The 13,681-nt window shown below is 59.7% G+C and carries 12 protein-coding genes; 3 read left to right on the top strand and 9 right to left on the bottom strand.

What is annotated here, in order from left to right; genetic code table 11:
- Window positions 1-97 precede the first annotated feature (97 nt).
- The 6 genes from LJY25_RS01190 to LJY25_RS01165 form a co-directional block, all read right to left on the bottom strand.
- The gene (locus LJY25_RS01190; RefSeq protein ID WP_227606390.1) at window positions 98-721 is read right to left on the bottom strand and encodes an ABC transporter ATP-binding protein; all 624 of its coding nucleotides are present in this window, start codon (window positions 719-721) and stop codon (window positions 98-100) included.
- A complete protein-coding gene (lpxA, locus tag LJY25_RS01185; RefSeq protein ID WP_227606389.1) occupies window positions 711-1,508 on the bottom strand; it encodes an acyl-ACP--UDP-N-acetylglucosamine O-acyltransferase in 798 nt (265 codons plus the stop codon). Before lpxA ends, LJY25_RS01190 begins: the two co-directional genes overlap by 11 nt.
- Before the next feature lie 111 nt (window positions 1,509-1,619).
- A complete protein-coding gene (locus LJY25_RS01180; RefSeq protein WP_227606388.1) occupies window positions 1,620-3,014 on the bottom strand; it encodes a bifunctional UDP-3-O-[3-hydroxymyristoyl] N-acetylglucosamine deacetylase/3-hydroxyacyl-ACP dehydratase in 1,395 nt (464 codons plus the stop codon).
- Window positions 3,015-3,159: 145 nt separating this feature from the next.
- Entirely contained in the window at window positions 3,160-4,200 is a 1,041-nt protein-coding gene (gene lpxD / locus LJY25_RS01175; protein ID WP_227606387.1) for a UDP-3-O-(3-hydroxymyristoyl)glucosamine N-acyltransferase, read from the bottom strand.
- 235 nt (window positions 4,201-4,435) lie between these two features.
- Window positions 4,436-5,665, bottom strand: a complete 1,230-nt coding sequence (locus LJY25_RS01170; RefSeq protein WP_227606386.1) for an HD domain-containing protein — start codon at window positions 5,663-5,665, stop codon at window positions 4,436-4,438.
- Window positions 5,666-5,801: 136 nt separating this feature from the next.
- On the bottom strand, window positions 5,802-6,161 hold the full coding sequence (locus tag LJY25_RS01165) for a four helix bundle protein (protein ID WP_227606385.1): 360 nt from the start codon (window positions 6,159-6,161) through the stop codon (window positions 5,802-5,804).
- A gap of 282 nt (window positions 6,162-6,443) precedes the next feature.
- Between LJY25_RS01165 and porX the strand changes: the two genes are divergently transcribed.
- Entirely contained in the window at window positions 6,444-8,012 is a 1,569-nt protein-coding gene (gene porX / locus LJY25_RS01160) for a T9SS response regulator signal transducer PorX (protein WP_227606384.1), read from the top strand.
- 61 nt (window positions 8,013-8,073) lie between these two features.
- On the opposite strand, the gene LJY25_RS01155 is transcribed toward porX, so the two are convergent.
- The 3 genes from LJY25_RS01155 to LJY25_RS01145 form a co-directional block, all read right to left on the bottom strand.
- Window positions 8,074-8,460: a TonB-dependent receptor plug domain-containing protein gene (locus LJY25_RS01155; protein ID WP_227606383.1), complete on the bottom strand. Its 387-nt coding sequence runs from the start codon at window positions 8,458-8,460 to the stop codon at window positions 8,074-8,076.
- Window positions 8,461-8,614: 154 nt separating this feature from the next.
- A complete protein-coding gene (locus tag LJY25_RS01150; protein WP_227606382.1) occupies window positions 8,615-11,080 on the bottom strand; it encodes a TonB-dependent receptor in 2,466 nt (821 codons plus the stop codon).
- A 109-nt stretch (window positions 11,081-11,189) separates the two neighbouring features.
- Complete coding sequence (locus LJY25_RS01145; protein ID WP_227606381.1) at window positions 11,190-11,633, bottom strand: MarR family winged helix-turn-helix transcriptional regulator; 444 nt, start codon at window positions 11,631-11,633, stop codon at window positions 11,190-11,192.
- 272 nt (window positions 11,634-11,905) lie between these two features.
- Between LJY25_RS01145 and tsaE the strand changes: the two genes are divergently transcribed.
- Both tsaE and LJY25_RS01135 read left to right on the top strand, forming a co-directional pair.
- Entirely contained in the window at window positions 11,906-12,343 is a 438-nt protein-coding gene (gene tsaE / locus LJY25_RS01140; RefSeq protein ID WP_227606380.1) for a tRNA (adenosine(37)-N6)-threonylcarbamoyltransferase complex ATPase subunit type 1 TsaE, read from the top strand.
- A 98-nt stretch (window positions 12,344-12,441) separates the two neighbouring features.
- On the top strand, window positions 12,442-13,668 hold the full coding sequence (locus tag LJY25_RS01135) for an alanine dehydrogenase (RefSeq protein WP_227606379.1): 1,227 nt from the start codon (window positions 12,442-12,444) through the stop codon (window positions 13,666-13,668).
- Window positions 13,669-13,681 lie beyond the last annotated feature (13 nt).

Genomic DNA, 13,681 nt, shown 5'->3' with positions numbered 1-13,681 from the left:
TCACCGGTCAAGCTCAAGCGCAGGAAGCGGCCCTGAATAACTCAAAAAGGCCTAAAACAGCGGTTTGCAATTTGTGGGTTGCCGGGCTATACCTCGCTTAGCGCGCCGCAAACCGGCTGACCTCCAGGTGTTCCGTACAGAAGTCGTATTCCTCGGCTACGTTTGAGCTGACCAGGGTCAGGCGGCCGGTGGCGGTGGCCTCCACGTGCTCGCGGTACCAGTCGATGCCGGTGCGGTCGAGGTTGGTGGTGGGCTCGTCGAGCAGCAGGAGCGGAGCGTCGGCGTACAGGGCCAGCCCCAGCTTGAGGCGCTGCTTCATACCCGACGAAAAGTCGCGCACCAGCTTGTGCCTGGACTTTTCCAGGTACATGAGCTCGATCAGGCGGGCCGATGTGGTGCCGGGGCGCAGGGGCTTGAAGCGCGTATGAAAGTGCAGCAGCTCGGTCAGGGTGAGCTCTTCAATCAGCTCCAGGTACGGGGCGCAGTACGCCAGGAGCTGGGGCAGGTCTTCGACGGGCACCGGCCGGCCCTGATAGGAATAGGCCAGGGTGCCGTGCGTGGGCAGCAGCTGCCCCGACAGCGTGTTGAGCAGGGTGCTTTTACCTGAGCCGTTGGGACCCAGAATAGCCGTGGCCGAGCCAGGCCGGAAGGTGTGGGTCAGCTCGCGGAAAATCCATTCCCGGACAAAGCGTTTGCCCAGGTCCCGGGCTTCAATCTGCACTGTTGCTGTTGCGGGAATAGCCTTTGATAACGCCCCGGCCGGAGTTGCGCACAAAGTTGACCACCTCGTCGCGCTCGGGGCTTGAGGGCAGCTCCAGCTCGATTTTGTCCAGCGCGTCGCTGTTGTTGAGGCCGCTGAGGAAAAGCAGGCGGTAGCACTGCTGAATCTGCAGAATGGCCGCGTCGGTGTAGCCGCGGCGGCGCAAACCCACGGAGTTTACGCCGGCGTAGGTGAGGGGCTCCCGGGCGGTTTTCACGAAGGGAGGCACGTCTTTGCGAACCAGGGACCCACCGCCGATAAACGCGTGCTGGCCGATGCGGGCAAACTGGTGCACGGCCGACATGCCGCCGAGAATTGCCCAGTCGCCGATTTCGACGTGACCGGCCAGCTGGGTGGCGTTGGACAGGATGCAGTAGTCACCCACGATGCAGTCGTGCGCCACGTGCACGTACGCCTGCAGCAGGCAGTTCTTGCCCACGATGGTGCGCATCCGGTCTACGGTGCCGCGGTTCACCGTCACGCATTCCCGGATTATGGTGTTGTCGCCGATGTGGGCGGTGGTTTTCTCGCCGGCAAACTTCAGATCCTGGGGGATGGCCGCAATCACGGCGCCGGGGAAGATCTTACAGTTTTTGCCAATCCGGGCCCCGGCCATGATGGTCACGTTGGAGCCAATCCAGGTGCCTTCGCCGATTTCAACATCCATATCAATGGTGGTGAAGGGCTCGACCACCACGTTCTGGGCAATCTTGGCTTGGGGGTGAATATAGGCGAGGGGTTGGTTCATGCTTTGATTAATTAGTAATTAAGAATTAATAATTAAGAATTGTTGCTTGGGCCGCTGTAGGGTCAGGTAAGCAATTATTCATTCTTAATTACTAATTACTAATTGGATGCCTTAGGCATCTTTGCGGACGATGGCAGCACTCATTTCGGCTTCCATCACCACTTTGCCATTTACAAAGGCCTGGCCTTTCATCTTGGCGATGCCCCGCTTGATGGGGGCCAGCAGCTGGCACTTGAAAATGACGGTGTCGCCGGGAATAACCTTTTTCCGGAACCGGCAGTTTTCGATTCCCAGAAAAAGGGTCAGGTAGTTTTCCGGGTCCGGAACCGTGTTCAGCACCAGAATGCCGCCGGTCTGGGCCATAGCTTCGATCTGCAGCACGCCCGGCATGATGGGGTTGCCGGGAAAGTGGCCGTTGAAAAACTCCTCGTTCATCGTCACATTCTTCACGCCCGTCACCGTGGTGCTGTCGAGGTGAATAATCTTGTCAATGAGCAGAAACGGGTAGCGGTGGGGCAGAATCTGCGCAATCTGGTTGATGTCCATCACCGACGGGCGGGTGGAATCGTACTGGGGCACCGGGGAGGTGTCCACTTCCAGCATCTTCTTCTTGATCTTTTTGGCAAAGGCAATGTTGGCCGCGTGTCCGGGGCGGGCTGCCAGAATCTGGCCTTTCAGCGGGCGGCCCACCAGGGCCAGGTCGCCGACCACGTCGAGCAGCTTGTGGCGGGCGGGCTCGTTTTTGTGGCGCAGGTCCACGTTGTTAAGGATGCCTTCCTTTTTCACCATCACCTTGGGCTTGCCCAGCATAGTGGCCAGCTCGGTCAGCTCGTCCTCGCTCACCACGCGGTCCACCACCACGATGGCGTTGCTCAGGTCCCCGCCCTTGATGAGGTTGGACTTGTAGAGCGCCTCCAGCTCGTGCAGAAAGCAAAAGGTGCGCGAGGCGGCAATATCGTCGGCAAACTGGGTGATGTTGGTCAGCGAAGCGTGCTGGGAGCCCAGCACCGGGGAGTTGTAGTCCACCATTACCGTCACACGGTAGTCGTTCAGCGGCAGGGCGGCAATCTCCACCCCGCGGGCGTGGTCGACAAAGCGAATCTCCTCGGGAATCTCGAAGTAGTTGCGCAAGGCGTTCTGCTCTTCAAACCCGGCCCGCTGCAGGGCCTCCACAAAGGGCAGGGACGAGCCGTCCATGATGGGGGGCTCGGGGCCGTTGAGCTGGATCAGGACGTTGTCGATCTGCAGGCCGACCAGGGCCGCCAGGGTGTGCTCGACGGTGTTGACACGGGCGCCGTTCTGCTCGATGGTCGTGCCCCGGGAAAGGTCCACCACGTAGTCCACGTCCGCATCCACGGTGGGCTGGCCGGCCAGGTCCATGCGCTGAAACTTGTAGCCGTGGTTTACCGGGGCCGGGCAAAAGGTCATGGTGGCCTGAACGCCGGTATGAAGGCCAATGCCACTCACGGTGACGGGGGCCTGAATGGTGTGTTGCTTGTCGTTCATTAGAAAGCTGTACGCTAAGCCGTCAGCTGCATGCTTTTTCAGGTGAAATCAGCGGTGCGCTCAACTCAGCGCCGACAAAGGTAAGGCAAAGTCGACAAGGAAGAACAGTAGACCCAGGCCGGGTCGGGCAAACCGCCCCAACCGGTTACTCTTTCTCCGGGCCTTTCGCGCCCTTCTCAAGGGCATCCAGCCGACGTTCCAGCTCGGGGAGGTGACGGAAAATAGCGTTGGCCCGCAGACTGTCGCGCAGATTGAACGCCGGGGAGCCCTGCAGCAGAATGCCTTCCGTTTTGATGGACTTGCCCACGCCCGACTGCGCCGTGACCGTGGTGCGGTTGGCCAGGCTGAGGTGGCCGGCAATGCCGGTTTGCCCGGCCAGGACGCAGAAGTCGCCGATTTTGGTGGAGCCGGAAATGCCGGTCTGCGCAGCTACTACCGTGTGGCGCCCGATTTCCACGTTGTGGGCCACCTGCACCAGGTTGTCAATCTTGGCGCCTTCCCGGATGATGGTAGAGCCCATCGTGGCGCAGTCGATGGTAGCGTTGGCCCCGATGCTGACATTGTCTTCGAGCACCACGTTGCCGATCTGGGGAATGGGGCGGTAGGAGCCGTCGGGCTGGGGAGCGAAGCCGAAGCCGTCGGAGCCCAGCACGGCGCCGGCGTGGATCACGCAGCGGGCGCCCACTACCGTTTCGGCGTAAAGCTTGGCGCCGGAATAAAGAATGGTACCATTACCGATGCGGCACCGGTCGCCGATGTAGACGTGAGGGAAGATAACCACGTCGTCGCCAATCTCGCAGCCCTCGCCGATGTAGGAAAAAGCCCCGCGGTAGTGGTTGTCGCCAATCCGGGAGTTAGCGCCCATAAAGCAGGGCTCCTCCACGCCGCGCCGGCCGGTGCGGGTGGCTTGCTGGTAGAATTCCAGCAGCATCGTAAAGCTCAGGTAGGGGTCGTCGACCCGGATCAGGACCGCGCCGACGGGCTGACGCAGCGCCTGGCTGTGGCTTACAATGACGGCTGAGGCCCGGGTGGAGTAAAGGTGGGGCTCGTACTTCTGGTTCGACAAAAAAGCCAGGGCGCCGGGCTGGGCTTCCTCGATTTTTGCCAACCGGTCGATGCGCAGGGAGGCGTCGCCTTCAACTGTGCCTTTGAGTACTTCCGCAATTTGGCCGACGGTGAATTCCATCCGGCAAAAGTATAGGTTTTCTGGGGTCTTGGATTATTGGGCTCCTGGGCTCCTGGTTTTGCGAATTGACTTGTCGAGCACCTGTCAGTTCCCCGCTATTCCAGTTGTGTTGCTTTCTGCGACAGCAGAGGCAGGTCCTTGACTACGTCGACCTCCGGTTCGCTTTGCTTCGCGCTGCGGACGCCAGATAGAGGATGACAGTGGACTGCACAACTTCACTTGGTCACCGTATCACTTACTGCGCTATTTCCTTGGGGTAGCAGATGTAGTGCTTTTCTACCCGCTGGCTCAGGGCGCGGATGTTGGGCAGATCAGAGGCTTCGGCGGCATCCACCACCCGGCCGCTCTTGGTCAGGACGTCGATGGTTTCGCCGCCGGCATCGTAGGCATTGTTGCTGATGCGGCCGTTGAGCATGAGCAGGCTGGCCTGCTCGGGCGGCAAACTGAAATGCTCGGCAATCAGCTCGACCACGCCCAGCTGAAACTCTTCGTCAAACGGCTCACTTCGCAGCTGAATCTTGAGCAGGCGGCGGTCCAGGATGCTGCGCGACAAGTAGCTGAGCACCCGGTCGGGGTGGCTGGCCCAAAGCTTGACGGCACCCCAGATGTCGAAATCGTCGAGTTGCACGAAGCGCTGCAGGATGGTTTCGTCGCCCTCGAAGTCGAGCAGGCTTACTTCCCGGGCCAGAAAGTAGTGCAGGTCGGGGGAGGCCGGTACATCCTGCCCGGCGCGGGCCAGGTCCCGGGCCCGCTGCACGATGCGGATTATCATCTGCTCGGCGCTGGTCACGGTTTTGTGCAGGTACACCTGCCAGTACATCAGCCGCCGGCTCACCAGAAAGTTCTCGACCGAGTAGATGGCTTTTTCCTCCAGCGCCAGCCGCTCGTTCACCACCGTGAGCATCTTGATCAGACGGTCGGCGCCGGGGCGGCCTTCCTGTACGCCCGTATAGAAGGAGTCCCGGTTCAGGTAGTCGAGGCGGTCCATGTCGAGCTGGGAGCTAACCAGCTGGTGAAAAAACGGCCGCTCGTACGAGCCCTGGAAGATGGCAATGGCCAGATCCAGCGCGCCTTGGTGCTCGGTGTTCAGGCGCTGCATCAGAAACAGAGAAAGCTGCTCGTGGGGCACCTCGTGGAAGATGGCCGTTTCAAGGGCGTGGGAGAGGGGGCCGTGGCCGATGTCGTGGAGCAGGATGGCAATCAGGGCCGCCTCGCCCTCAGCGGCGGAAATCTTCACACCCTTGTCCTTGAGCGTGCGCAGGGCCATGCTCATCAGGTGCATGGCGCCCATGGCGTGGTGAAAGCGCGTGTGCAGGGCCCCGGGATATACAAAGGCGGTGAGGCCCAGCTGCTGAATCCGGCGCAGGCGCTGGAAATAAGGGTGTTCAATCAGGTCAAACAACCGCTCGGTCGGCACCGTGACAAAGCCATACACCGGGTCGTTGAAGATTTTCTTTTTGTTCATTGGGGGCTCGGGTGGTAGGGGTCTTAGGGTCTTGGACTTTTGGGGTCTTGGATTTTTTGTTCTTGTGCCTTTGGTTCCTGGATATAAGATGTCAGAACGACATCCAAGACCCTAAGACCCTAACCACCCAAGCCCCCTATTGACTGGCTTTTACTTTTTGGTAGTACACGGTCATCATCTTGCGCAGGCGGACTACATCGGATAATAACTGTTCAGCGGCGGACGTTGGCAGGTACTCCAGTGCCTGGGCGAGCAGAAGCTGGGATTCCAGCTCACTGGCCGAGCCCATGGCGAAGGTCAAAAACCGCAGAAAGTCGGGTGCTGACTGGCGGCCGCAGCCTTCGGCAATGTTGTGAGGTGCCGAAGCAGCCGACCGTCGAAGCTGGCTGGTCAGACCAAACAGTTCTTCTGGCGGGAAGCTTCGCGTCAGTCGGTAAACCGACAACGTGAGTTCCTGGCCTTCCTGCCAGATACGCAGCTTCCGAAAGTCGAACATTACGCCCGTAAAAAAGGTATTTGAACTATCCTTGCTGCTATGCGCGTCCTTAAAGCTTGAATCTTATTCTTGCTCTTTTCGGTAAAGCTAGTTGCTTTGCCGCATCTGCACAGGACGGCAGGCTTCTTATCTGGCTAGCTAAGAAGTGTCAGCCGCTTTAAACGACCCGGACCTGTATTGCTAAGCAGGGTAAGGCAACACACAGGCTCCCAGGACCCTAACACCCACCACGGTCTGGGTAAAAATCCAAGACCCAAAGATCCTAAGACCCCAAGTCTCTCTATGCAACGCTACTCCATCCTTTGGGCCGACGATGAAATCGACCTGCTGAAACCCCACATTCTCTTCCTCAAGGAAAAAGGCTACGACGTAACGGGCGTGAACTCCGGCGCCGACGCCATTGAGATGGTGCAGGAGCAGAACTTCGACATCGTGTTTCTCGACGAGAACATGCCCGGCCTCACCGGCCTGGAAACCCTGACCGAAATTAAGTCAGCCAAGCCCACGCTGCCGGTGATTATGATTACCAAGAGCGAGGAAGAGCACATCATGGAGGACGCCATCGGCTCCCGCATTGCCGACTACCTCATCAAGCCCGTCAACCCCAACCAGATTCTGCTCAGTGTAAAGCGGGTGCTCGACAACAAGCGCCTCGTGAGCGAGAAAACCAACAGCTCCTACCAGCGCGACTTCCGGCAGCTGGGCATGCAGCTCGGCGACCGGCTCAGCCCCCAGGAGTGGGCCGACGTCTACAAGAAGCTTGTGTACTGGGAGCTGGAAATCGACGAAACCGAGGGCAAGAGCATGGCCGAGGTGTTCAACATGCAGAAGGACGAGGCCAACACCTACTTCGGCAAGTTCATCATGGACAACTACGAAGGCTGGGTCAACAACGAGGACAAGGACGCCCCGCTCATGTCCCACCAGCTGTTCAAGGAGCGGGTGTTCCCGCTGCTCAAGGAAACCGGCGACACGCCCGTGTACTTCGTACTCATCGACAACCTGCGCTACGACCAGTGGAAGATCCTGGAGCCCACCATTGCCGAGCTGTTCACGGTGGACACCGAGGAAATGTACTACTCCATCCTGCCCACTACCACGGCCTACGCCCGCAACGCCATCTTCTCGGGCATGATGCCGGGTGACATCCAGAAAAAGTACCCCAACCTGTGGGTGAACGACGACGACGACGAGGGTAAAAACCTCAACGAGGCCGAGTTCATGGAAATAAACCTGCAGCGGGCCAACCAGAAGTATAAGTACAGCTACAACAAGGTGACCAACCTGCAGGCCGGCAAGGACCTGGCGGGCAAAATCTCGAACCTGCACAACAACTACAAGCTGAACGTCATCGTCTACAACTTCGTGGACATGCTCAGCCACGCCCGCACCGACATGGCGATGATCCGGGAGCTGGCGTCGGATGAGTCGGCGTACCGCAGCATCACCCGCTCGTGGTTTCTGCACTCCCCGCTGTATGAGATGCTGCAGACCATTGCCGAGAAGAAGGGCAAGCTCATCATCACCACCGACCACGGCACTATCCGGGTGCGCCGTCCCTTCAAAATCGTGGGCGACCGGAACACCAACACCAACCTGCGCTACAAGCACGGCAAGAACCTGGGCTTCACCGAGAAGGACGTGTACGTGGTGCGCAAGCCGGAGCGCATCTTCCTGCCCCGCGAAAACGTGAGCACCGCCTACGTGTTCACCTTGGGCGACTATTTCTTCGCCTACCCCAACAACTACAACTACTACGTGAACTACTACAAGGACACGTTCCAGCACGGCGGCATCTCCCTGGAGGAGGTTATCATTCCCTACATCACGCTCAGCGCGAAAGGAGCGTAGCAATAACGTAGGCCAGAAAAAAGCCGTGACTCCACATTGGAGTCACGGCTTTTTTCTGTTCTTAACGCGCCTCCATCGGGCGCTCGGGGTAGGGCTTGGCGCGCTTCGGTTTAGCTTTCGTGGTTATCAGAATGACGCCATACTCGGCCCGGCTGCCATAGATAACGGCGGCGGCCGGGGCTTTGATGACCTCTACCTTCTCAATACTGTCCGGACTCACGTCGGATAGGTTGGCGGATGGGTCCAACGGCTTGCCATCAATAATGAATAAAGGCTGCCTATGTTGAGTTAGGGATGGTGAGCAGCGGATGCGGATAGTTTTGGTTGGGTCATGAGGTTGAGACGATGCCGGTTGAATCATCACCCCGGGAACGGTCTGCGCCTGGGCCGAAAAGCCCGTAGTAAGCAGCAGGGCGGTTGTAGCAAGGAGGGGTAGTGGAAGTTTCATGCGGTAGCGGTTAAGTTCATGGTAGTCTAGCATCGGTAAGCTACGAAGACGATGCCGCCCGGAACCGAATGGCACACGCTACCTAAGATTTTATTTTTTTCAGCCGCAAGAATCAGGCTCTCCTCTCCACCGGAAAGGAGCCGGGGGTGAGGGGCTATGAGCCCCCGGCCCGGCGCTTCTCATCCTCGGCGCCGCTTTGCCGCCGGCGCGTAGGAGCCACTTTCTCGTTGCCGAACCGGTAGCTGAAGGCGAGGGTGGCCACCCGGAAGTCGCCGCGCTGGTAGAACCGCTCCACGTAGTTGCTGTAGGTGGACGTGGCCCGCACGGCGCCGGTGTAAAACACGTCCGTCACGTTCAGCTTCAGGTTGCCTTTCCGGTTCCAGAGGCTTTTCTGCACGCCCAAGGCCAGCTGGCCCAGGGGCTTGGTGTCGAAAAAGGCGTAGAGCTCCCGCGACTGGTACCGGGCATTCAGATCGGCACTCCAGCCCTTGCCGAAGCTGTAGGTGCCGTTGGTGCTGAGCGTAAAGGCGGGACGGCCGGCGTTGAGCGAGGTGCCCACCAGGTTGCCCACGAAGCGGCTATAGTAAAACACCGCGTTGTTGTAGATCTGCAGGCCCTTGACCGGTTCCAATGGAGCCGTCAGCGTGAGGGCGTAGTAGTGCTGCACGTCCAGGTTCTGGCTCGTGGAAACCACCGTGCGGCTGTTGACCGAGTCGGGCTGGACCGTGCCGGTGATGGGGTTGTCGGTGCGACTGTAGGCTAGGCCCACGCTGTACTTCTGCCGGAAGGTGTGCGTAAGCTCCACGTTGTAGCTGGTCTGGGGGCGCAGCTCGGGGTTGCCCGCGCCGTAAGTGGTGGCGTCGATGTAGGAGCGGAAGGGGTTGAGCTGCCCGTAGGAGGGGCGGTCGATGCGCCGGCTCAGGCTTGCCGAGGTTTCATTTTTATCAGAGAACGAGTACTTGGCCGCCGCGCTGGGAAACAGCTGGTAATAGTTGCGGGTGAATTCCTGGTTATCGACCCCGGCCTGCTTCACGTCCTGCTTGCCCACGGCGTTGGTCTGCTCCCCGCGCAAGCCCGCCTGCAAAGTCCACTTGGGCGTGGTCTGGTTGAAGTTGACGTACAACGCGTTAATGTTCTCGTCGTAGCGGAACCGGTTCGAGCGGCGCGGGTCCCGCACCAGCCCCACGCCATCCGGCCCCGGCACCCGGAACACCACGTCGTTGTCCGACGACACCAGGCTCACTTTGCCGCCCGCTTCCAGCCGCAGCTGCTTAGTCAGCGGCTGCGCGTAGTCCACCTTCACCGACTGGATGCTGAGCTTGCCGTTCTGGTCGCCCTCGAGCACGTCGAGCAGATCGTTCGGGGAGCGAAAGTAAATGGTGTTCAGGGCCTGCAGACGGCGGGTATCGTAGCGGGCATAGTCGGCGTCGGCGGTTAGCTCCCGGTTGCCGAGCGAGTCCTGGAAAGTATGCTTGAAGTTGAGGTTGCCGGCGTAGTTGGGCGAGGTAATGTCGCGGGTGTTGCTGGAGCGGTAGCGCAGCTGCGGGGTTCCGGTCGGGCCGTACAGCACGGAGTTATTGGTGCCGTCCTGATCCAGCCCGAAGCGCAGCCCGTTCAGGGCCACACCCAACGTGGTGCGCTCAGTCAGGGTGTAGTCAAGGCCGGCTTTCCAGCTGTGCGACTGGCTGTGCATGATGCTGTAGTTATCCTGGTCGGAGCTGCCGTCGAAGCGCTTTCCCTGGTCGGTGGTTTCAAAAAAGTCGCGATGGATGGTCAGGGCCCCGTAGTTTTTGCGGTTGCCGTAGTTGTAGGAGCCGTACAGGTTGGTTTTGCGCTGCCGGTTGTTCAGCGTCAGGCCCGAGTTAAACTTGCCGAACCGGCCCTGCCCGTAGCTGGCATTCACGCTGCCGTTGGTGCCCAGGCGCTGGTCTTTCCGCAGGTTGATGGCAATGATGCCCGCGCTGCCCTGGGCCTCGTACTTGGCCGGCGGGTTCGTTATCAGCTCGATGCTCTTCAGCTGCTCGGCCGGTAGGGCCCGCAGGTAGTCGGCCAGCTCGGTGCCGGTCATGGGCTGGCGCTTGCCGTCGATGAGCACCAGCACGCCCTGCCGGCCCCGCAGCCCGATGTTGTCATTGCCGTCCACCGTTACGCCGGGCGAGCGGCTGAGCACGTCCAGGGACGTATTGCCCGCCGCCAGCGTCGAGCCTTCCACGTTTACGACGGTACGGTCTGCCAGCCGCTCAAACAATGGTTTCTGGCCCACCACCGTCACTTCCTTGAGTTGAGTGGCCCCGCTTTTCTGTAAGACAATCGGGGTCAGGGTTACCGCTTCAGTGCCTGCCTCAAACGCCCGCACCCAGCTACGCACAAAGCCAACCTGGGAGGCCGAAAGAATATAGCGGCCGGCCTTCACGGTCTCGAACTTAAACGCCCCCTGCGCATCGCTGAACTCGGTTCTGACAACCACGGAATCGGCCGCGCGGTGCAGCGTGACGGTGGCAAACTCTACCGGCCCGCCCCCGGCCGTGCGCAGGGAGCCCGTTACGGTGCCGGTCTGGGCGTAGCCGCCCGAGCTCAGCAGCAAAGCCAGCAGGAGGAAGAAGGTAGAAAGACTTTTCATGGAAGCTGAAGGAAAAGTGGCAGAAGGAATGGTGGTACGAATAATTTCGTAGTAAACATACGAATGATTTCGTATTATGGTATACGCTGCGCTGGCATGTGCCTGTGGGCTATTCTGGTGCCTGCGGGGGAGAGGTGCAGTTGGTGTAGATGCGTTCCAGCAGGACGCGCAGCGTGGTCAGGTCGGCATCCGACAGGCCGCGCAGGGCCGTTTCGCGGTTGCTGAGCACGATGGGCTGCACCGCGTCGAGCACGCGCTGACCTTCCGCCGTTACCCGCATCTGGGTGCGGCGCCCGTCATGGGGCAGGGGCACGGCCGCCAGCAGGTCACGGCCGGTGAGCAGAGCAATGATGCGGGCCACCGAGGCCTGGTCCTTGAACACCCGCTCCCCGATTTCAGCCTGGGTCAGGTCGTCGTTTTCCAGAATCACGTGCAGCACCAGCCACTGGTCGATGGTAATGGCAATGCCGGCCCGGTCGATGTTGGCCTGGGCAAAGCGGCGGTAGCGCTTTATCGCTTTTTCAAGCGAATAGAAAAGGATATTATTGAGCATGCCAGCGGAGAGAAGGAAAGCTGATAAAAGGATGTATGATATATCATGGAAGTTGCTTCCGGGAGTAAAATAAATTTCAGAACGGGGATTGAGCAGGTTTTCAGGGAGAAATTCAAGCCGCAGCACTGGCTCGTTTGCTGGCTACCTGGCGCGGAAGGAAGTACTCGAGTAAGCCGAAGCCCCGGCTTCTCACTCCGTCTTCCTAAGCTGGCAACCGTGCAGATTTGCCGGTCCGGTGCCACCTTGCAGTCGAAACCGGCTTACTGTACCCTATGACCTTCCCGCAGACCATTCCCATTCCTTCCCTGTACCATCTGGCTACGGCAGCTCAGCAGCTGCAAGCAGCTATTCAGGCATCGGGACAAACGCTGATTTTGTTTGAAGGCGAGATGGGGGCTGGCAAAACCACCACTATCCGGGCCCTGTGCCAGGCGATGGGCGTCGCCGACGACGTAAGCAGCCCCACCTTCGCCCTCGTCAACGAGTACCGCGACGCCCGCGACCAGCCCATCTACCACTTCGATTTCTACCGCATCGATACCGTGGAGGAGGCTGTCAACATTGGCGCGCAGGAGTACTTCGATTCTGGCTATCTTTGCCTGATAGAATGGCCAAGCCGGGTGGAGGCGCTTTTGCCTCCGGATCGGCTGCTCGTCACGCTTACCGTTATTGGACCCACGGAGAGAGAATTAAGAATTAGTAATGAGTAGTTAATAATGGAGAATCCATTTACAGCCGACCTCGTCGGCCTTTCTGGACTCCTTGTCAATTCTCAATTACTAATTCTTAATTACTAATTAAAAACAGAATGCCTGAAGCCGTACCCCCGGGATTTGAGTCGCTGGCCACGAGCCGCGCCTACTTTACGCAGGAGTCCATGCTGGCCGTGGAAACCAAGCGCCGCAAGCTGTTTATTGGCCTGCCCCGCGAAACGTCGCTTCAGGAAAACCGCATCTGCCTGACGCCGGAAGCCGTGAAGCACCTCGTGCAGGAAGGCCACGAGGTAGTGATGGAAAGCGGGGCCGGGGAGCCCAGCAAGTACTCCGACCACGAGTTCTCCGAAGCCGGTGCCACCATTGCCTACTCGCTCAAGGAAGTTTACGAGGCCGACATCGTGCTGAAGGTGGCCCCGCCGACGCCGGAGGAAATCGAGTACATGCGGTCCAACCAGACCCTGATTTCGGCTTTGCAGTTCGGCTCCCTCACCGCCGACTACATCACCGCCCTCACCCGCAAGAAAATCAACGCCATCAGCTTCGAGCTGATCAAGGACCCCTCCGGCGCCCGGCCGGTGGTGCGGGCCATGAGCGAAATTGCCGGCTCCACCGTGATGCTGATTGCGGCCGAATACCTGGCCCGCTCCAACGAGGGCAAGGGCATTATCCTGGGCGGTATCACCGGTGTGCCCCCGTCCCAGGTCGTGATTCTGGGCGCCGGCACCGTGGCCGAGTATGCCGCCCGTGCCGCCACCGGCCTGGGCGCCGAGGTGAAGGTGTTCGACAACCACCTTTACAAGTTGCGCCGCCTCAAGCACAACCTGGGCACCCAGCTCTACACCAGCACGCTCGACACCTTTGCCCTCACCCAGCAGCTGCGCCGGGCCGACGTCGTGATTGGTGCCCTCAATGCCGAGGACGGCCGGATTCCGTTTATGGTATCGGAAAGCGTGGTGGCCCAGATGTCGCCGGGCTCGGTGATTATCGACGTGAGCATCGACCAGGGCGGCTGTTTCGAGACGTCGGAGATGACCAGCCACAGCAAGCCGGTATTCCGCAAGTACGACGTGGTGCACTACTGCGTGCCCAACATTGCCTCCAGGGTGCCGCGCACAGCCACCAACGCGCTGAGCAACATCTTCACGCCCATCCTGCAGGAAATCAGCCAGCACGGGGGCATCAACGAGGTGCTGTTCACCAACGAGCATTTCCGCTCGGGCGTGTACGTCTACAAAGGCTCGCTTACCAATTCCGCCATTGCCAAGAAGTTCAACATGCGCTACAAGGAACTGGGACTAATGATTGCGGTGCGGAACTAACAAGTTAACGGGC

Origin of the sequence: Hymenobacter translucens (assembly GCF_020685205.1) — a bacterium.
Taxonomy (GTDB): domain Bacteria; phylum Bacteroidota; class Bacteroidia; order Cytophagales; family Hymenobacteraceae; genus Hymenobacter; species Hymenobacter translucens.
Note: the sequence above shows the minus strand (reverse complement) of the source record. Positions and strands in the feature narration are given on the sequence as shown.